General features: G+C 65.9%; 14 protein-coding genes. 5 read left to right on the forward strand and 9 right to left on the reverse strand.

All coding sequences use genetic code 11. The annotated features are described in order from the left end of the window. The first annotated feature begins 64 nt into the window (after positions 1-64). Positions 65-976 (forward strand): DMT family transporter, encoded by a 912-nt coding sequence (locus TSA1_RS26340; RefSeq protein ID WP_100178876.1) that lies wholly within the window; start codon positions 65-67, stop codon positions 974-976. Between the two features lie 108 nt (positions 977-1,084). Next, positions 1,085-2,320, forward strand: coding sequence for an ABC transporter substrate-binding protein (locus tag TSA1_RS26345; protein ID WP_100178877.1), 1,236 nt, complete (start codon positions 1,085-1,087; stop codon positions 2,318-2,320). On the opposite strand, the gene TSA1_RS26350 is transcribed toward TSA1_RS26345, so the two are convergent. From TSA1_RS26350 to TSA1_RS40075, 5 genes are read right to left on the reverse strand one after another with little or no spacing between them, the layout of a single operon-like run. After that, positions 2,321-3,598: an O-antigen ligase family protein gene (locus tag TSA1_RS26350; protein WP_100178878.1), complete on the reverse strand. Its 1,278-nt coding sequence runs from the start codon at positions 3,596-3,598 to the stop codon at positions 2,321-2,323. It abuts the gene before it with no gap. Beyond that, positions 3,595-4,989: a glycosyltransferase family 4 protein gene (locus TSA1_RS26355; protein ID WP_174719083.1), complete on the reverse strand. Its 1,395-nt coding sequence runs from the start codon at positions 4,987-4,989 to the stop codon at positions 3,595-3,597. Before TSA1_RS26355 ends, TSA1_RS26350 begins: the two co-directional genes overlap by 4 nt. Next, positions 4,986-5,726, reverse strand: coding sequence for an ABC transporter ATP-binding protein (locus TSA1_RS26360; RefSeq protein ID WP_100178879.1), 741 nt, complete (start codon positions 5,724-5,726; stop codon positions 4,986-4,988). The genes TSA1_RS26355 and TSA1_RS26360 overlap by 4 nt, the downstream gene beginning before the upstream one ends. 3 nt (positions 5,727-5,729) lie before the next feature. Beyond that, positions 5,730-7,658, reverse strand: a complete 1,929-nt coding sequence (locus tag TSA1_RS26365; RefSeq protein ID WP_100178880.1) for a glycosyltransferase — start codon at positions 7,656-7,658, stop codon at positions 5,730-5,732. 8 nt (positions 7,659-7,666) lie between these two features. Next, positions 7,667-7,828, reverse strand: coding sequence for a hypothetical protein (locus tag TSA1_RS40075; RefSeq protein WP_174719084.1), 162 nt, complete (start codon positions 7,826-7,828; stop codon positions 7,667-7,669). Positions 7,829-7,955: 127 nt separating this feature from the next. Here TSA1_RS40075 and TSA1_RS26370 point away from each other — a divergent pair, with 127 nt between their 5' ends. Next, positions 7,956-8,852 carry a DUF6502 family protein gene (locus TSA1_RS26370; protein ID WP_174719085.1) on the forward strand — a complete coding sequence of 299 codons (897 nt, stop codon included), beginning with the start codon at positions 7,956-7,958 and terminating at the stop codon, positions 8,850-8,852. Continuing rightward, a complete protein-coding gene (locus tag TSA1_RS26375) occupies positions 8,849-10,036 on the forward strand; it encodes a DUF5666 domain-containing protein (protein WP_100178882.1) in 1,188 nt (395 codons plus the stop codon). The genes TSA1_RS26370 and TSA1_RS26375 overlap by 4 nt, the downstream gene beginning before the upstream one ends. Positions 10,037-10,069: 33 nt before the next feature. On the opposite strand, the gene TSA1_RS26380 is transcribed toward TSA1_RS26375, so the two are convergent. Continuing rightward, a complete protein-coding gene (locus tag TSA1_RS26380) occupies positions 10,070-11,422 on the reverse strand; it encodes a M23 family metallopeptidase (RefSeq protein WP_174719086.1) in 1,353 nt (450 codons plus the stop codon). A 111-nt stretch (positions 11,423-11,533) separates the two neighbouring features. Then, entirely contained in the window at positions 11,534-12,223 is a 690-nt protein-coding gene (locus tag TSA1_RS26385) for a peroxiredoxin (protein ID WP_100178884.1), read from the reverse strand. Positions 12,224-12,418: 195 nt separating this feature from the next. On the opposite strand from TSA1_RS26385, the gene TSA1_RS26390 reads away from it, so the two are divergent. Beyond that, positions 12,419-16,231: a YhdP family protein gene (locus tag TSA1_RS26390; RefSeq protein ID WP_174719087.1), complete on the forward strand. Its 3,813-nt coding sequence runs from the start codon at positions 12,419-12,421 to the stop codon at positions 16,229-16,231. A gap of 130 nt (positions 16,232-16,361) precedes the next feature. Here the strand turns inward: TSA1_RS26390 and TSA1_RS26395 are convergent, their stop codons facing one another. Together TSA1_RS26395 and TSA1_RS26400 are read right to left on the reverse strand one after the other, a co-directional pair. Beyond that, entirely contained in the window at positions 16,362-18,056 is a 1,695-nt protein-coding gene (locus TSA1_RS26395) for a methyl-accepting chemotaxis protein (RefSeq protein WP_100178886.1), read from the reverse strand. A gap of 269 nt (positions 18,057-18,325) precedes the next feature. Beyond that, on the reverse strand, positions 18,326-20,020 hold the full coding sequence (locus tag TSA1_RS26400; RefSeq protein WP_100178887.1) for a methyl-accepting chemotaxis protein: 1,695 nt from the start codon (positions 20,018-20,020) through the stop codon (positions 18,326-18,328). Between the last annotated feature and the right edge of the window lie 206 nt (positions 20,021-20,226).

The following is a 20,226-nucleotide window of genomic DNA, read 5'->3' on the forward strand; positions in this document are numbered from 1 at the left end:
ATCGGGTGGCGCTGTTCGCCGCGTTGTCCTAGGCCAGCGGGCTCGGCTGCCGATGTGAGAGCCCATGCCTCCAAGCGACAACAGGATCGATGCGCGCGACTGGTCGCTGCTCGCGGTGCTCTCGATCCTCTGGGGTGGCTCGTTCTTCTTCAACGGCGCTGGCTTGCGGGAATTGCCACCGCTGACGCTCGTGTTCCTGCGCGTCGTGCTGGGCGCGCTCATTCTCCTGCCGCTGCTGCGCATGCAGGGGATCGGCTTTCCGAGGGGCATGCGGGGCTGGAAGCCGTTCGTCGTGATCGGATTGCTCAACAACGCCATTCCATTCTCGTTGATCGTGGTCGGCCAGACCTTCATCCCGAGCGGGCTGGCGTCAGTCCTGAACGCGACCACGCCGTTGTTCACGGTGCTCGTGATGGCGGCGGCAGGCGAAGAGACCTTGCATATCCGCCGCGTGGCCGGCGTGGCACTGGGCCTTGCCGGCGTCATCATCTTGCGCGGATGGGGCATCGAGGCGAGGCCGGGGCAGGGGCTTGGCATCCTGCTCTGCCTCGGCGGCGCCTTCAGCTATGGATTTGCCGCACTGGCGGCGCGGCGACTCTTGAAGGACTCGGCTCCGCTTGGGACGGCGACTTTTCAACTGATGGCCTCAACACTGATGATGGCGGTTGTCGCCGGCGTCATGGAGCAGCCATGGCATCTGCCGATGCCGGGTCTCACAACCTGGCTCGCGGTGCTCGGCCTTGCCGCTCTGTCGACAGCGCTCGCCTACATCGTCTTCTTTCAAATCGTGCGACGCTCGGGTGCGAGTAATGTCATGCTGGTGACGCTGCTCATTCCCGTCACCGCCATCCTGCTGGGATGGCTGGTGCTGGGCGAGCCGATCTCCGCGCGCGAGATCGTGGGCGCCGTGGTCATCGGCAGCGCGTTGCTCGTCATCGACGGGCGTGCCTTGCGACTGCTGCGGCGCAACGCGTAGTTCCATTCTCTCCGTTTCATCTTGCGGAAAATCGTGGCGCTTGCCAGCGGCAAGCTTGCTTGCGACACTCTCCACAAAACAACACTACAAAATACAGGGGAGAGAACGATGCCGGGTCGTCGCAAGAATCTCGCTGCCTTCGCCATGCTTGCTGCCGGAGTGATCGTCACGACACCGGCCTCGGCGCAGAAGAGATACGATCCCGGCGCCAGCGACACCGACATCAAGATCGGCAACATCATGCCCTATAGCGGACCGGCGTCCTCCTATGGCGTGATCGGCAAGACCGAGGCCGCCTATTTCAGGATGATCAACGACCAGGGCGGCATCAACGGCCGCAAGATCAATTTCATTAGTTATGACGATGCCTATTCGCCGCCGAAGGCGATCGAACAGGCGCGCAAGCTGGTCGAGAGCGACGAGGTCCTGCTGATTTTCCAATCGCTCGGCACGCCCTCGAACTCCGCGATCATGAAATACATGAACGCCAAGAAGGTGCCGCAGCTGTTCGTCGCCTCCGGCGGCACCAAGTTCGGCGATCCCAAGAATTTTCCATGGACCATGGGCTTCCAGCCCAACTACCAGAGCGAAGGGCGCATCTACGCGAAATATATCCGCGACAAGTTTCCGAACAGCAAGATCGCGGTGCTCTGGCAAAATGACGACGCCGGCAAGGACCAGTTCAAGGGCCTGAAGGACGGCCTCGGCGACAAGGCGAACATGATCATCGCGGACAAGTCCTATGAGGTCAGCGATCCCTCGATCGACTCGCAGATCGTGGCGCTGCACGATTCCGGCGCCGACATCTTCTTCTCGTGGGCCGCGCCGAAGGGATCGGCGCAGGCGATCCGGAAGGTCGGCGAGCTCGGCTGGAAGCCGAAATTCTTCCTGGCCAACACCGCCACATCCATCGCCTCGGTCCTTAAGCCCGCCGGGCTCGACTATGCCAAGGACATCATCTCGACCGCCTATCTGAAGGACCCGACCGATCCGACCTGGGACAAGGACCCGGCCGTGGTGAAGTGGCGCGAATTCATGGACAAATATTATCCCGATGGCGACAAGACCAATGCCAACAACCTTTATGGCTACGTTCAGGCCGAGGCGATGGCGCAGGTGCTGAAGCAGTGCGGCGACAACCTCACGCGCGAGAACGCGATGAAGCAGGCGGCGAACCTGAAGGATTTCCACACCGACCTGATGCTGCCGGGCATCATGGTGAACACGTCAGCCGACGACTATTTCCCGATCGAGCAGATGCAGTTGATGCGCTTCAACGGGCAGGCCTGGGAGCTGTTCGGCGACGTCATCACCGGCGAGGTCGGCCACGAGCGCGGCCAGTAGTCAGCACTGGCCGGCAGTCCTCTTCAGCACCGTGCCGCCGGCGACGCCGACACCTAGCACATACATCCACCCCTCGTGGAAATCGAACAGGTGCGAGTTCAGCAGGGAACTCGTGATGTTCTGCACCACGACGGCGAGGCCGATCCAGGCCGCGAGCCCTTCGCCGAGGAACAGGCGGAGATGGGCGATCCAAAGTGCGTAGAGCAGGACGATGCCCAGGAGGCCCCACTGCACGGCGACGTTGAGGGTCTGGTTGTGCGGGTTGTTGACGATTTCTGCGTCAAGGCGGCTCTCGCTGGTGGCGGCGCGCTCGAATTGTCGCTTGATGGAGCCGGTGCCATGGCCAAACAGAGGCGCTTCGGCGAAGGCCTGAACCGATTTGCGCCAGTAGGTCAGGCGCTGCGCAGTCGAAGCGCGGCTGATGTCCTCGTGGCCGTGGCGGTACTCGACGGCAATGTCCGTGATGCGCTGGCGCAGGTAAGGAGATGTCGTCCAGGCGAGCAGACTCGCGGCGACGGTGCCCGCCAGCAGGGCCAGCGCCGCTCGCCGGCTCAGATGTTTCCACGCAAACAAGGCGAGCAGCATGGCGGTACAGAGCAGCGCCGTACGGGCGGAGGCCACAAAGATCATGCTCGTGGCGAACAGCAGAATGAGTGCAAGGCAGGTGACTGCCGCGATCGCGTATCCGCTGCGCCAGAACGTGAGTACCGGCAGCGCGAGCGCAAAGGCGCAGAGCGTGAACTCCTGGCTCTGGTCGATGTAGTTCTTGACGGGAACGCCCGGTGATGCCGTCGTGGTGAGTTTCCAGGCGGGTTCGAGCAGCACGATCCAGGAGAAGACCGCCAGCACGGCACAGGAGACGAGAAAGGCGAGGCCAACCCAGGCCCCGCGATCCGAGCGGCTGAAATGGTAGAGCAGGGGCGGTATCAGCATCAGCTTTGCGGCAGGCTTGATCGCGTGCAATCGGTCAGCCCAGGCGCCGTCCGACCACAGCATGCCCGCGAGCGCGAGCGGCAGGATCGCGAGCGGCAGAACATACGCCGGCCGTGCGAGCCTGCGCGCATAGTCCGGCCAGTCGATGGTCGGCGTCACCGCGAGCAGAAAAAGCCCGACAAAGATCGAGGGCACCGTGGTCGACCACGGCAGCGAGGCCGCGATCAGGATGACCAGGACGTCTGCCGCCCGGGCCGGTACGGCCGATCTGCGCCAGCTCTGCCATCGGTCCCGACGGTCTCGCTGATCGGCTGGAGCGGGCAACAATGCGCCTTCGATGCTCATCCGTACGATGCGAGCTGTGGGGGCGCGAGGCTTTCGGTGAGTACCGGCTGGCCGAGGAAATCGCGGGCCTGGGTCTCGTAGCCGAAGCGCTGTGCGAGCTCCCGGCGCTGCGCCCGGATCCTGCCGCGCCACTCCTCCTGCCGCGTCAGTGCGCGGGTGACGGAGGCGGCGATCGAGTCCGTCGAGAACGGGTCGAAATAATCGGCGAGCTCTCCCGCGACCTCGCGGAACACCGCGATGTCCGAGCACAGCACCGGCGTGTTCGCGGCCAGCGCCTCGATGATCGGCACGCCGAAGCCTTCGGCGAGGCTCGGCATGATCAGGCCATGCGCCTCCGCAATCAGGGTCGCCTTCTCGTGCTCGTCGACGTAACCGGCGAACCGCACGTTCGGCGGCGGATTGCGCATCCGGCCGATTTCGCCGGCATAGCCGATGACGACGAGATCGGCCTGCGGCACGCCACGGAAGGCGCGGATGAGTGTCGCGACGTTCTTGCGCGGCTCGTTCGAGACGATGACGACAAAGCTCGGCCGCCCCGGACGCCCCGACGGGGCTGGAAGGTGCAGGACATCCGGGGCGTCGAACCGGGTGCGGGGATACACGACCCGCGCCGGCAAGTGCGCAAATTGCGGCAACAGTTCCCTGAACCGCATCATGCTGTAGTTTGAAACGAAGGCGAGCTCGTCGGCCTGGCGCAGGCTGGTGAGGAGCCGCGACAGGAACAGCCGCGTGGCGACGTCGCTGAGCTTGAGGTCGGTGAGCGGCAAGAGGTCGTGCACGACGCAGATCACCTTGGCGCCAGGCTTGCGCGTGATCGCCACCCGGGTCGGGGTGTCCACGACGATGACGTCGTAGTCGCGTGCGTCGATCCGTGGCGGGGGCAGCAGGAAGAAGGCCGAGGAGTCCTGATAGCTGTAGAAGCCGGGCTCGAGCTGAAATTCGCAGAACAGTTCGAGATGACGCAGGTCCGGCGGGACGTATTCGAGTGCCGCGCTCCTGTTCTCGATCAACCGGGCGCGCAAGGCCCGCAGGCCGACCGCGCGCAGGAAGCAGGCGATGTAGTCCCACGACACGGTCATGGTGGCCTTGTGGCGGATCCAGTCGAGCGTGCGGCGCAGGCCGCCGCGCACGACCGGTTCGGTCATGTTGATCTCGTCGAGGAAACGATAGAGGGCGAGCAGCTCGATGTTGCGCGACTGCGCCGGAAACAGCTTGGTGCGCTGCTCGCGCCGCTGCAGCTTGCGATAGCGCCGAGAGGTCTCCACCAGCAGCGTCAGCTCGTGTCCCTCGGCCGCGAGCGAGCGCATCAACTCGCGGGTGAAGTGAAAGATGCCACGCTTGTGGTTGGGTTCGCCCAGCGCTTCGGAGACGACGAGGATATTCTGCTTCATGCACGTTTCTCGCGGAGCTCAAGGGCGTGTGTGGCCGGTGGCTCGACCATGACGGTCGAGGCGATCCGGCCGTGATCGAGAGTGACGATACGGGAGCAGGTGCGGCGCAGCAGCGGCTGGTCGTGCGAGGCGATGATGACGATCGCCGCCTGCGACACGAGGTTCAGCAGCCGCTCCTGGGCTTTCTCCGCAAAGTGCTCGTCGACCACGCTGAGCCATTCGTCGAGCAGGAGGATGTCGGCCGGAAAGGCGGTGGCGGTCGCAAACAGCACCCGCATCAGCATTCCCGAGGAGAACATCCGCAGCGGCAGCCGTTGCATCCGCGCCTCGAGCTCGGTGAAGGCCCAGATCTCGTCGATCGTCGCCCGGGTCGGCTTACGGCCACTGATCCTCAGCAGCAGGGCGATGTTGTCCTCCGCGACGAAGTCGAGGTTGACGCCGGCGTTGAGGCCGAGCAGGGGCACGACATTGCCCTCGACAGCGATGCTCCCGCTGCTCGGCGGATAGACGCCGGCGATCAATCGCAACAGCGTCGATTTGCCGGAGCCGTTGGGGCCGGCAAGCCCGATGCGAGCGCCGGTTTCGGCCTCGATCGTGACGTTATCCACGGCGCGGATGATCCGCATTTCGCCCGGCTCGCGGATCAGACGGCCGAGCAGCCGCCGTTTCAGCGAATAGTCGTAGGCGCCGTAGAGCGGATAATCGAGACAGACGTTGCGCAAGCTGATCGAGACCATGGCTCAGATCCAGAATGCGGCTTTGCGCAGGTGAACCAGCGTCAGCGCGCTCGCAATGATCAGCAGCGCCAGTACCACGAGGACATAGATGATGCTGATGGGATCGACATGGACGCCCGTGAGCGGCTCGCGCCACACCGCGAACAGGTGGGTCAGCGGATTGAGCCGCATCACTGTCGAGCGATGGTTGATCATGTCCGATGACCAGATCACGGGTGAGGCGAGAAAGGCGAGCATCAGGGTCGATTCGATGATCGGCTTGAGGTCGCGATAGCGGGTTGCCATCGCGCCGAGAACGAGGCTCAAGGCGAAGGTGCAAGCCAAGAACAGCAGCAGGCCTGGCAGCGCCGCCGGTGCGTGGGAGAGGTCGTGAGGCGACAGGATGAGCCACAGCACCAGAGGCACGCAGGCATTGTGAAGCGCGAACAGGCCCTGGCGGAACGTGCATTGCAGCAGGAAGATGACCGGCGGCAGTGCGCGGTCGCGGATCAGGCTTGCGGAGCTCTGGAGCGCCGTGGTCGCGTCGAGCACCACGCTGTTGAGGAAGGTCCAGGCCGTCATCGAGAGCGCGAGCATGGGCAGGCGCGACAGCATGTCGGCATTCGACATCTGCCCGATCACCGAGCCGAGCACCGCGACCACGATCGCCATCTGGAGCGACATCCAGAACGGGCCGAGCAGTGAGCGCACGTAGCGGTGGCGCATGTCCGACCAGGCCAGCGTCGCCGCGATCCGGATGCTGTCGAACCATGCGGTCGCTGGCGGTGGCTCGACGTTCATCGATCGCTGCTCGCTGGGCGCCGCAACGGCGTCGCGGTAGACGGTCTCCATGCCCTGCCTGAAGGCGGTGGCCGAATAGCGGGAGAGGGCGCGGGTCCGCGCCGCAAGTCCCATGTGGCGGCGGCGTTCGGGGTCGCGGATCAGGCTGTCGATGGCTTCACCGAGCTTCTCCGAGTCGCCGGGCGGTACGGTGATCGCCTCCATGCCGTGGCGGGCGACCCGCGGCACCGCCGTATCGAGCGCCGTGTTCACGACCGGGCGGCCCGCCGCCATGGCCTCCAGCTGCGCGAGGCCGAAGGTCTCGGCGTTGGTGACCGACGGCAGCACGAAGACGTCGGCAAGACACATCAGCTTGATGCGCTCGCAATCGTTGACCGAGCCGAGCAGACGGACGCGCTCCGTAAGCCCGAGCTCCTCGATCAGCTGCGTCAGCCGCGGTCGCTCGGCGCCCTCGCCGATGATCCAGACCTCGAAACTGTGCGCGGCCGCGGCGCGGATCAGCACGTCGAATCCCTTGTAGGGGACGAGCCGGCCGCAGGCGAGCACCAGCCGGCCGCGGTCGTTGACGTGGTGCGGCTCGATGTTCGGCCAGTCGTAACCCGAAGTGTCGATGCCGAATGGCACGACGTGGCATTTGTCCTCGAATTCGCGCAATAGCGGCGTGTTGTCGACCAGCACGTGGTCCGAGACGATGATCGCCTTGGCGCGCTGCAAGGTTCGCCGCATCAAGGGCTCGATGAGCCAGCGCAGGCCGGCATGGCTGACGATGTCGGCGTGCCAATGCACCACGAGCGGTCGCTTGCGGCCGAAGCCGAACGCGAAAACGAGGTCGGCGAGCGGGAAGGGCGCGTGGAGCGCGAGGAGGTCGTGCTCGGCGATCTTGCGCCAGAGACGCCAGGGATAGGTGGGAGCGGCGGGCAGCGACAGCAGATTGCCGAACGAGCGGACGCGCTCGACCGGCACGTCGTTGACGACGATCTGGCGCTTCGCGGCCGATTGCGAGCAGACCAGCACAGCGGGGGCGAAGGCGTCCTTCAGGCTCGCGCAGATGTCGCGGATCACCGTGAGCGTGCCGCCGAACAGGTCGGGATAGTAGATCTTGAAGATGTGCAGCACCGACGGGCGGCGCGAGTTGTCGCTGGTGTGATGCATGATGGCGGTCAGCCTGCCAGAAGCGCTGCGACGAACGGTGCAGCCAGCACCGAGATGAAGATCACGCCGCGCAGCAGCGCCGGCAGCATCGGTTCGATCGCGCCGCGCCCCCGGTCAGGAGCCGGCACGGCATGCAGTGAACTGGAAATGCGGACCAAGCGGTCAGCCATGGGTGTGTGTCCCTTTACATCGCGCCCCTCAGTGAGGGTTCGTATATGTGGGAAAATTTACCACGTCAATCGGCGGATGAAAAAATGTGGGATTGTGTCCCACATGAGGCATTGGTACAATTCAGACATGAATGCCAAGCCCGGGTCCAAAGCAGCGGCGCCACAGCCGAATGCCGCCGCCAAGCTGCACGCGCCGCTGGCGCGGCTGCTGCGCCCGCTCGTGCGGCTCTGCATCCGCAGCGGCATGACCTTTCCGGCGCTGGCACAATTGCTTCGCGAGCTTTTCGTCAACGTCGCCGAGCACGATTTCGCGCTGGAGGGAAAGGAGCAGACCGACAGCCGCGTCAGCCTGCTCACCGGCATCCATCGCAAGGAGGTGGCGCGTCTGCGCGGCGCGGGCGCGCCCGTGCATGAAGCGCCGGCGGCGGTATCGCTGACCAGCGCGGTGATCGCGCGCTGGCTCGCCGCGCCCGAGTTCACCGATTCGAAGGGCGAGCCGCTGCCGCTGCCGCGCACGGCGGAGGACGATGCGCCGTCGTTCGAGCAGCTCGTCGCTTCCGTCACCAAGGATGTGCGCCCGCGCGCGGTGCTCGACGAGTGGATCGATCGCAAGCTCGTCATCATCAACGAGGATGACGAGATCGAGCTGGTCGAGTCGGCCTTCGTCCCGAGCGGTGAGGACGACAGCAAATGGCACTATCTCGGCCGCAATCTGCACGATCACATCGCGGCCGCCGCGCAGAACGTCTCGGACGATCCGCGCTTCCTCGAGCGCGCGGTGCATTACAACAACATCTCGCCGAAGCTGGCGCGGAAGCTCGAGGCGCGCTCGCGCGAGCTCGCCATGGACGCGCTGAAGACCGCCAACCGCGAGGCCAACCGCGCGCTTGCCAAGGACAAGGGCGGCGACGCCCGCTGGAATTTCGGCATCTACATCTACAGCGAGGATGCCGACGAGGAGGGCGAGGCCAAGGAAAACGGTAGGGAAGGCCGCAAGGAAAACGGCAAAGAGGGCAGTTCATGAGTCGGCCGCCGCTGATCTCGCGCCGTCTGCTGCTGACAGGATTCTGGCTCGCCGGCACGGCCATCGCCCGTGCGCAGGTCAAGCGTGGCACCGATCAGGGCATCGGCGGCACCGGCATCACGCGCGGTGACGATCACGGCATCGGTGGCACCGGTATCGTCGGCGTCATCCAGCGCTTCGGCAGCATCTACGTCAACGGCGAGCGGATCACTTATGCCAGCGACGTACCGGTCCGGATCGACGGCGAGGCGGCGAGCCCCAAGGCGCTGCGCATCGGGCAGCTTGCACGCGTGGTCGCGGTCCGTCAGGCCGATGGCACACTCGTCACGCGCAATATCGCGATCGCGAGCGAAGTCGCCGGGCCGATCGAGACCGTGAAGGGCAGCGAACTGACGGTGCTCGGCCAGAAAATCGTCGCGGACGACAGGGCGAGCAAGCTCCGCCCGGGCACGCAAGTCGCCGTCTATGGTCTACGCCGGACCGACGGCGTCATCGTTGCAAGCCTGATCGAGCCGCGACGCGCGGCGACCGAGCGTGTGGCCGGCCTGGTCGAGCGCGGGCCCGACGGCCTGCGAATTGGCGGGCTCAGGCTGAACGGCGTCGATCCGTTGCTGGTCGGCCAGCGTGTCCTGGTCGAAGGCAGCTCGAGCCAAGGCGCGATGCAGGCGACGCGCACGCGGATCGACGATTTCTCGGATCTGGTCGGCGCAAGCCGTCTTTCGGTCGAGGCTTATGTGCAGCGCGCGGGCGCGAACCTCCAGCTCGGCTCAGGCTTCGTGGCCGGTGACGGCTCGCGGTTTGGGCCGGCGGCCGGCGAAGCGCGTATGGTGGTGAACGGCGCGTTCGACCGTTCCCGCGGCTTCCAGGTGGATGCGGCTCAGGTCATCGGTCAAGGCCCCGGAGCGCCTCCGTCCGGCGGCGGCAATCCCAACCGGTCGTCCGGTGGCTCGATCCTGCATCCGAATCGGAGCACGCCCAATCCGGGTGGTGGTCAGCCCGGCGCACCGGGCGCACCTGCGGCGGGATCGCCTTCCGGCGCAACGCCCGGCTCTGCGCCGACAGGACCTGGTGGTCCGTCGGCCCCCGGCGGAGCGGGATCGCCCGGCGGACCTATGGGCCCGGGTGGCGGAATGGGCGGCGGCTTCGGTGGCCCCGGGGGCGGGATGGGTGGCGGCCGCCGTTGAGCGCGGCGCGGCCAGAACGGAGGAGCGCGGGATTCAGCCCGCGCTGAGACGTACGCCGGCGCGCAGGAATTTCTGCGGATCGACCGCTTCGCCCTCGATCCGGGTTTCGTAATGCAGGTGCGGACCGGTGGAGCGACCGGTCGAGCCGACCAGACCGACGACCTGGCCGATCTTCACGATCTCGCCGACCTTGACGTTGATTTCAGAGAGGTGGCCGTAGCGGGTCGAAAGCCCGTTGCCGTGGTCGACCTCGACCATGCGGCCGTAGCCGCCGGACCAGCCGGCGGAAACCACCTTGCCGTTGGCGGTGACGCGAACCGGATCGCCGGTCGCGGCCCGGAAGTCGAGCCCGGTATGCATCGCGGGCCGTCCGAGGAAAGGATCGCTGCGCACGCCGAAGCCGGAGGTGAACTCGACCTCGCCGATGACGGGCTTGCGGTAGGGCACCAGCGCCAGCGTGCGGTTAAGACGATCCATCTCGGCGCGGGTGACGTTGATGCGATTGAGCTGCTTCTCGAACGGACCGGCGTTGGCGGTCAGCTTGACGGGAACGAACGGTCCGCCCATTGCGCTGCGCGGCACGGCGGCTTCGAGACTGGCGAGATTGAGGCCGAGATCGCTGACCACGCCGCGCATCCGGCGCATGCGCGAATCCATGCCTTCCTCGACGGCGCTGAGCGCCGCCATCTGGCGACGCTCGACCTGATCGAGCGAGGTCGTGAGCCGGACCAGGACGTTGTCAAAACCCTGGTTCTTGGCGAACTGATTGGCTTGGGGAGCCGCCACGGTCGGCGCGCGCGATTCGAGCCGCGCCTCACGGTCCGGCGGCGCGACGAAGATCACGGTGTCGCTGATCGGCGAGGGTTTTGGCGTGCTCTGGCTCGAATCGCCGCGTTGAGGCGTCGCGCGCGGAATCGAGCCGGTCACATCAGGCATGGCTCCAAGCGCCGTGGCCCGGGACTCCAGCGCCGTCTGGCGCTTCATGATCTGGTCGAGCTTCTGGTCGAACTGTTCCTGGTCGAGCAGCTGGCGGCTAGTGGTGCGGTCGACCTTGGCGCGCAGCTCGGCGATGCGGTCCTCATAGGCGTATTGCATCTCGGCCTGGCGGGCGATCAGCCGGGTCAGAACGTCGTCACGGAACGCAAAATAGGTGGCAGTCGCCGCCGACCAGAGACCGAGCAGGACCACCGTCCCGACAACGATCCAGAATACCACGGGCCCGAAGCGGACCTGCTTGCCGGCATGGACGATGGTGTAGGCATCGTCGGTGGCGGGAAGGGGGATGGCAACGGCCGCCGCAACGGCGGGACGCCTCTGCAGGGGCCGGCCGTGGTCGTGAGCATGATGTTGGGGGTACTGCGAATATTGGGCAGAACTTTTCGACATCGGCACTCCCGCGCCGGTCGGATGAGTCCGTACGGCCCTAATTGCCGCAGCAATCTGGGCCGGTCATGGTTAATTTTCCGGAAACGGGAACGCGCGAATTTAAAGGTCTGGTTAAAGACTTCTTGCCGCTTCCAGCACCGCATCGGCATGACCGTCGACCCGGACATTGCGCCAGATCCTGGCCACTTTACCGTCGGCGCCGACCAGTATCGTGGTGCGAAGAATCCCAAGGAAGCGCTTGCCGTACATGGACTTTTCGCCCCAGGCGCCATACGCTTCCAGCATCTGATGCTGCTCATCCGAGATGAGGGGGACACCGAGACTGTGTTTGTCGCGGAACCTCTCCTGGGCCTTTAACGGATCGGCGGAAATCCCGAGGACGGCGGTGCCGGCGGCCGAGAAGGCGCCGGCGAGGCGGGTGAAGTCGATCGCCTCCCGGGTGCAGCCGGGCGTGTCGGCGCGGGGATAGAAGAACAGGACGAGCTTTTGGCCGGCATAATCCCCCAACGTGACCACTTCGCCGCCGTCGCGGGGCAGACGGAAGACGGGCGCCTTGTCGCCCTCGGCCAGGCCGGAATTCGCGACGGCGGGCGAGGACGCCAATTTGGGAGAATTTAACTGTTTCGGCGCGGCCTTATGTGATCCTGCTTTTGCTATGGTCGCGACTGATTTGCTGGCCGCTGTCCGCTGCGTTTTGGCGGACGTTGTTTGACTGGATGCCCGCGTTTTCGCGGCCTTCTTTTTAGCCGTCGGACTGCCGGAGGGCGCCTTGGACGATTTCTTTCGGGATTTCTTGGACATACGCCTTCCTTTCGTCGCTTTCGGCGGGTCAACCGAAGCGGTATTGCAGCTCTCGTCCGGTGTGCCGGACTCGCGCCCTCGGCTGGGCAAGTCTGACGACGCCGGAGTATGGTTACAAGGAATTCCACGCACCACCCCACTGCTCGTTGAACGCGCTCCCGGGGCGAGATGACGAACAGCAGGAATATTAGAGGTATGGCGGCAGTGCCGGCGCAGGGAGCTTCGCTTCCCGTGGACGGCTGCGGTCCCGGCGGCGCTCAATACAACGACGGGCGCCTGTATCGAGAGGCAATGGCAAGGAATAAGTCGCCCCAGGATTACAATCGGGACTTCGATCGGCACGGCGGTCAGCAACAGCCGCAGGAATGGGACGACGCCGATTGGGATCCGGATCAGGAGGCGGCCGCGGGGCATCGCGCGCGCCGGCTGTTGTCGCGTTCCAATTCGGGCTTTCATCGCTTCGGTGACGGGTTTGGCGCGTTGCGCCGCTGGCTGGTCGCCGACCGCTGGTTGAAGCGTGTCGTCCTTGTCGTCGGGACTCTCGCCGTCGTCTTCGTCGGGTGCTTCGGCGCGCTGTGGTGGCGGCTCGGAGCCGGTCCGATCAATCTCGACATCGCAACGCCATGGCTCGCGGCCGCGATCGAGGACAATATCGGTCACGGCAACACGGTCGAGATCGGAGGCACTCAGATCGAGCGCGCCGGCCGGATCCGCATCGCCGTCCGCATCCGTGACATCATCGTCCGCGACCGCGATCACGCCGTGGTCGCCAGCGCGCCAAAGGCAGAGGTGAAGCTGTCGGGGGCGGGCCTGCTGATGGGGCACCTGCGCGCCGAGAGCCTCAATCTCGTCGATGCCGAGCTCGCGATCCGCATCGCGCCCGACGGCACCGTCACCGTATCTGCCGGCGACACCGCAAAGCCGCTGGCCACCGGCGTGGCCTCGAAGAAGGAGGCGGGCCTGCCGCCGACCTTCCCGCGCAATGGCGTCCCGCCGCCGCCATTCGCGACGGCGCCCGCGACCCAGGATCCATCTCAGGCCGCGCCTCAGGCGACCGCGCAGAGCGGCATCCTGCAGGGCCTCGACTGGCTCGACAGTCTGAGCATGACCGGCCTCGACGGCCAGAACCTCAACGAGATCGGCCTGAAGAACGGCAATCTGATCGTCGACGATCAGCAGCGCGGCAGCAAATGGTCGTTCGAGAACATCAGCCTCAGCCTGCGCCGGCCGAGCCGCGGCGGCGTCACGCTGAGCCTCGGCGAGGAGGGCGCGCGTCCGTGGCTGCTGCGGGCCACGATCGGGCCGGCCGAGAACGGCGTGCGCTCGGTCGATATCAAGGCCGACAAGGTCTCGACCTCCAACATCCTCCTGGCGCTGCGCGTCAAGGACCTCACCTACACGGCCGATCTGCCGCTGACCGGCGAGCTCAAGGGCGAGCTCGGCCGCGATGGCGTGCCCACATTCTTCCGCGGCAAGATCACCGTCGGCGCGGGCCATATCATCGACACCGACACGCCCGACTATCCGATGGCGATCGACCAGGCCGAGATCAACGTCGAGTGGGACGCCAATCGGCGGGTGCTGGTCGCGCCGTTCAAGATTCTGTCGGGCGCGAACCGCCTGACGCTCCTGGCCCATCTCGAGCCGCCCAACGGCACGGTCAATGACTGGCAGCTCGGCTTCAGCGGCGGCTCGATCCTGCTCGGCGGCATCGACAACGAGCCGCCGCTCGTCTTCAACCGCATTGCGATCGGCTTTCGTTTCGACACCGATCACAAGCGCTTTCTGCTGACGCAGGCCGATATCAGCAATGGCGAGATCGGCGTCGCCGGCACGGGAGCCATCGACTATTCGGGCGAGCCGCGGCTGACGCTGGGCTTTGCGGGAACGCCGATGTCGGCCTCCGCGCTGAAGCGGATGTGGCCGACGCTGGTGGTGCCGGAGCTGCGCGAATGGGTGATCGAGCGGATCGAGCGCGGCACGCTCCAGCGCATCGAGATCGGCGTCAATTCGCCGACCAAGAACCTGCCGCGCAAGGGCCCGCCCATTCCGGACGACGGCCTGTCGGTCAACATCGTGGCGAGCGGCGTCGCGGTCCGTCCCGTGGACGGCATGCCTGTCGTGCACGATGCCGATTTGAAGGCGCGCGTGACCGGCCGCACCGCGACCGTGACGATCGGCCAGGGCATTGCCGATACGCCCGCCGGCCGCAAGGTGACGATCTCCGATTTCGTCTTCGAGGTACCCGACATGGCGCCGAAGCCCTCGCCGTCGCGGACCAGATTCCGCGTCGAGGGTCCGGTGCCCGCGGCGGCCGAAATGCTGGCCAATGATCGGCTGAGCGATCTGTCGTCGACCGTCGTCGATCCCAACACCAGCAAGGGAACGTTCACGGCGAACATCCAGCTCGGCCTGCCGGTCAAGGGCGAGCTGACCAAGGCCGACACGACCTACGCCGTCACCGCCGACCTCAACGGCTTTGCCGCCGACAAGCTGGTGATGAATCAGAAGCTGGAGGCCAACAACCTCAAGATCGTCGCGAACAACCAGGGCTATCAGGTCAAGGGCGACGTCAAGATCAACGGGCAGGCGGCCTCGCTCGACTACCGCAAGCCGGCCGAGGGCGACGCGGACGTCAGGCTGCAGGCGACGCTGGACGATGCCAGCCGCGCGCGCCTCGGATTTGATCTCAGCCCGGCCGTCAGCGGATCGTTGCCGATCAAGCTGTCGGGCAAGATCGCCGGCGGTCCCGAGCAGACCACGAAGCTCGGCGTGGAGGCCGACCTGACCTCGGTCAAGCTCGACAATATCCTGCCGGGATGGGTCAAGCTGCCGGGCAAGTCGGGCAAGGCCAGCTTCAAGGTGGTGCCGACGGCGCAATCGACGCGGCTGGAGGACATCGTCATCGAAGGCGGCGGCGCCTCGATCAAGGGCTCGCTCGAGGTCGATGCGAACGGCGACCTCATGAACGCGAACTTCCCGGTCTATTCGCCGTCTGACGGCGACAAGGCGTCACTCAAGGTGGAACGCAGCCAGGACGGCGTCGTCAAGGGCACGATGCGCGGTGACGTGTTCGACGGCCGCGGCTTCCTGAAATCGGCGATCTCAGGCAATTCCAAGGACGATGCCAAAAGCAAGCTGAAGAACGTCGATTTCGACATCGACGTGAAGCTCGGCGCCGTCATGGGCTTCAACGGCGAGGCGATGCGCAGCATCGACGCCAAAATGTCGAAACGCAACGGCGCCATCAAGGCCTTCGCGCTGAACGGCAGGATCGGCAAGGACACCCCGGTGGCCGCCGATCTGCGCGGCGGACGTGCGCAGGGCAACCGCGAGGTGATCTATCTCCAGACCAACGATGCCGGTGCTCTGCTGCGCTTCACCGACACCTACACCAAGGCGGTCGGCGGCCAGATGGTGGTGGCCATGGAGCCGCCGACGTCAGAGCCGAACACCTCGCGCGAGGGCTTGATCAACGTCCGCGACTTCACCGTGAAGGGCGAAGCGCAGCTCGAACGCGTCGCCGCAGGCGCGCCCAACGGTACCGGCAACGGCGTCTCGTTCAGTGCATTGCGTGCCGAATTCATCCGCCAGAACGGCGCACTGACGATCCGCGACGGCGTGGTCAAGGGCCCGATGATCGGCGCCACCATCGAAGGCTCGATCGACTATCCCGGCAACCAAGTGTGCATGAGCGGCACCTTCGTGCCGATGTACGGGTTGAACAACATGTTCGGGCAGATTCCGGTGCTCGGGTTGTTCCTGGGGGCTGGCGACAAAGAGGGACTGATCGGCGTGACCTACGAGGTCGTCGGCACGCCGGCCGCGCCCGTGATGCGCGTCAATCCGGTCTCGGCCATGGTGCCGGGCGTGTTCCGCAAGATCTTCGAGTTCAACACCGGCAAGCAGAACACGCCGTTCGAGGAATTCCCGTCGCAGTCCAACGACGGGTCGTCGGGCTCGACCCGCCAGCTCTCGAGCGGATGTAGCCTGACGCGGCGGCAGTAGCGGGACGGCTATCTCCGTCGTCATGGCCGGCTTGTCCCGGCCATCCACGCCTCACCACAGGGCAACAAGAACGTGAATGCCCGGGACAGGCCCGGGCATGACGACGATCGTCTGCAGTGGTGTGTGCCGCCTACGCCGCGCGCACGCCTGCCAGGAACGTCCCGACTTCACCGGAGAGCTGTTCGGCCTGCTTGGAGAGGTTGCTGGCTGCGGCGAGCACCATGCCGGCGGCGTTGCCGGTCTCGTTGGCAGCGGTCGAGACGCCACTGATATTGGTGGTGACCTCCTTGGTCGCCTCCGCGGTCTGCGAGACGCTGCGGGCGATCTCGGCGGTGGCGGCGCCTTGCTCCTCGATGGCCGCGCCGATCGAGGTGGCGATGCGGCTGACCTCCTCGATGGTGGCGGTGATGCCGCCGATGGCGTCCACGGCCTCCTTGGTGGCGCCCTGGATCTGGGCGATCTTGTCGCCGATCTCGCGGGTGGCTTCCGCGGTCTGGCTTGCCAGCGACTTCACTTCGGAAGCGACGACGGCAAAGCCGCGGCCGGCTTCGCCGGCACGCGCGGCCTCGATGGTGGCGTTGAGGGCGAGCAGATTGGTTTGGGCTGCGATGTTGGAGATCAGCTCGGCGACGTGCTCGATCTGCTGGGCGCCGTCGGAGAGCGCGCGCACGATGGTGTCGGTGCGGCGCGCGCTGTCGACCGCGCGGCCCGTCACTTCGGCGGACTGGGCGACCTGGCGGCTGATTTCGGTGATGGAGGAGGAGAGCTCCTCGGCGGCGGCTGCAACGGTCTGGACGCGCTGGCTGGCTTCGGTGGCGGCCGAGCCGACCAATGCGGCGCGGCGGTTGGTGCCTTCGGCGGTCGAAGACATCGACTTGGCGGTATGCTCGAGCTCGCCGGAGCCGGAGGCCATCAGGCCGACGAGCTGCCCGACGGAGGCGTCGAAGCGGTCGGCAAGCGCGACCAGGGCGTCGCGCTTCTCTTGCTCGCTGCGCGACTTGGCTGCCACTTGCTCCGCCTCCAGTGTGCGGGCCGTCAGCGCGGTCTGCCTGAGCACCTCGAGGGTCTCGGCCATGCGGCCGATCTCGTCGCCGCGGCCGGTCTCCTCGACGGGCTTGTCGATGGCGCCTTCGGAGATCGCCTGCATCCGGTTCTTCTGGCGGTCGAGCGCGCCGAGCACGTCGCGGGCGATCAGCCAGGACAAGGTCGCCATCAGCAGCATCAGGCCGATGCCGATTGCGGCGAGCTCCAGTGTCAGCGCGCGCACGTCGGCGTCGATGTCGTCGACATAGAGGCCGTAGGCAATTGCGACGTTCCAGGGCGCAAAGTAGCGCGCGAACACCAGCTTGCGAACCGGAACGGTCTCGCCCGGACGCGGGAAAAGATAGGACAGTATGGCGCCTTCAGGGGCCCGTCTGGCCGTGTTGACGGTTGCATCGCTGATCACGATGCCATTGGCGTCCTTGATGCCGTTGTTCTTGCCCTCGAGCTGAGGCGCGCCGCCGTTCATCATGACGGTCGAATCGGCGGTGTAGACGACGGGATAGCCCTGGCCGCCGCCAAACTTCATCTGCCGGCCGCGCAGCTTGAACTGGGCCTGGGCATCGGCGAGCGTCATCTTGCCGGCGGCGACCTCGTCATGAAGCGATTGCGCGAAGCCGTGCAGCAGATCGACCGCCGTCTGCATCTGGCGCGCGCGATCGTCGAGCATGCGGGTCTTGCTGAGATAGGCCGATGCAACGATGAGCGCGGTCACCGTGAGCGCTGCGAGACAGACCATGCTGGCGAGCTTGGTGCGGATCTTCAGGTGACTGAGCAGCGTCATGACGGCCTCGGGAACGGTTGTAGAATGCTTGTTCTCGCGCAGCCGTATCAGGAAGTTCTTACCATTCCTGAACGCAGCGGATGGCGCGTTCCGGCGCGGCGCAATCCGCGCAGCCGTGGACACGCATATGCAGGCGAGACGCCAACGCCTGCGGCGACGTGTCCCGAAAAATATGGATCGTGATCGCGTTTACGCGGTCGAGCATCGGCTCAACCGATGCATCGATTCGTCGATGCATCGTCGCGTTCGAGCCACGGATGTCGCGCGGCCTACGCCGCGCGCACGCCTGCCAGGAAGGTCCCGACTTCACCGGAGAGCTGCTCGGCCTGCTTGGAGAGGTTGCTGGCGGCGGTGAGCACCATGCCGGCCGCGTTGCCGGTCTCGTTGGCAGCGGTCGAGACGCCACCGATATTGGTGGTGACCTCCTTGGTCGCCTCCGCGGTCTGCGAGACGCTGCGGGCGATCTCGGCGGTGGCGGCGCCTTGCTCCTCGATGGCCGCGCCGATCGAGGTGGCGATGCGGCTGACCTCCTCGATGGTGGCGGTGATGCCGCCGATGGCGTCCACGGCCTCCTTGGTGGCGCCCTGGATCTGGGCGATCTTGTCGCCGATCTCGCGGGTGGCTTCCGCGGTCTGGCTTGCCAGCGACTTCACTTCGGAAGCGACGACGGCAAAGCCGCGGCCGGCTTCGCCGGCACGCGCGGCCTCGATGGTGGCGTTGAGGGCGAGCAGATTGGTTTGGGCTGCGATGTTGGAGATCAGCTCGGCGACGTGCTCGATCTGCTGGGCGCCGTCGGAGAGCGCGCGCACGATGGTGTCGGTGCGGCGCGCGCTGTCGACCGCGCGGCCCGTCACTTCGGCGGACTGGGCGACCTGGCGGCTGATTTCGGTGATGGAGGAGGAGAGCTCCTCGGCGGCGGCTGCAACGGTCTGGACGCGCTGGCTGGCTTCGGTGGCGGCCGAGCCGACCAATGCGGCGCGGCGGTTGGTGCCTTCGGCGGTCGAGGACATCGACTTGGCGGTATGCTCGAGCTCGCCGGAGCCGGAGGCCATCAGGCCGACGAGCTGGCCGACGGAGGCGTCGAAGCGGTCGGCAAGCGCGATCAGGGCGTCACGCTTCTCCTGCTCGGTGCGGGTCTTGTTGGCGGCCTGTTCGGCCTCCAGCGCGCGCGCCGTCAAGGAGGTCTGCCTGAGCACTTCGAGGGTCTCGGCCATGCGGCCGATCTCGTCGCCGCGGTCGGTCTCCTCGACGGGCTTGTCGATGGCGCCTTCGGAGATCGCCTGCATCCGGGTCTTCTGGCGGTCGAGCGCACCGAGCACGTCGCGGGCGATCAGCCAGGACAGCGCCGCCATCAGCAGCATCAAGCCGATGCCGATCGCAGCGAGCTCCAGCGTCAGCGCGCGCACGTCGGCGTCGATGTCGTCGACGTAGAGGCCGTAGCTGATGGTCGCGTTCCAGGGCGCGAATTTGCGCGCGAAGACGGTCTTGCGGACCGGCTCGGTCTGACCGGGGCGGGGATAGAGATAGGAGGTCACGCCGCCCTGCGCGGTTTCGCCGCCGGCCTTGATGATGGCATCGGCGATCAGGACGCCGTTGGAATCCTTGGCGCCGGTGATCTTGCCTTCGAGCTGCTGGTTGGCGCCGTTCACCAGGATGGAGGTGTCGGCATTGTAGACGACGGGGTAGCCCTGGTTGCCGTTGAAGTTCATACGGCGGCCGCGCTGGTGGAATTGGGCCTTGGCATCGGCCAGCGTCAGCTTGCCGGCGGTAACCTCGTCCTGGAGCGATTGCGCGTAGTTATAGAGGAGCTCGACGGCCGTCCGCATCTGCTGGACGCGGTCCTCCATCATGCGGCTCTTGCTGAGGACCGACGAGACGCCGATGATGGCTGCGACTGTGAGAGCCGCGAGGCAGACCATGCTGGCAAGCTTGGTGCGGATCTTCAAATGACTCAGCAGCTTCATCACAGCCCCTACGGAATGGTTGTTATTGCTCGCATCGGTAGCATGAAGTTCTTACCAATCATGAACGTAGGCCGCTGGGCCCCGCCTGTGTGCAAGACGCGCCGCAGCCGTATGCGGGTGTGTGCGGGCAGAAGGCCATGCATCGCCGTGCACCCGTATTTTTGCGGGGGCGAATCGTTCTCGGCCTTTGATGGTGATCGAGCTTC

This window comes from Bradyrhizobium nitroreducens (assembly GCF_002776695.1).
GTDB lineage: Bacteria > Pseudomonadota > Alphaproteobacteria > Rhizobiales > Xanthobacteraceae > Bradyrhizobium > Bradyrhizobium nitroreducens.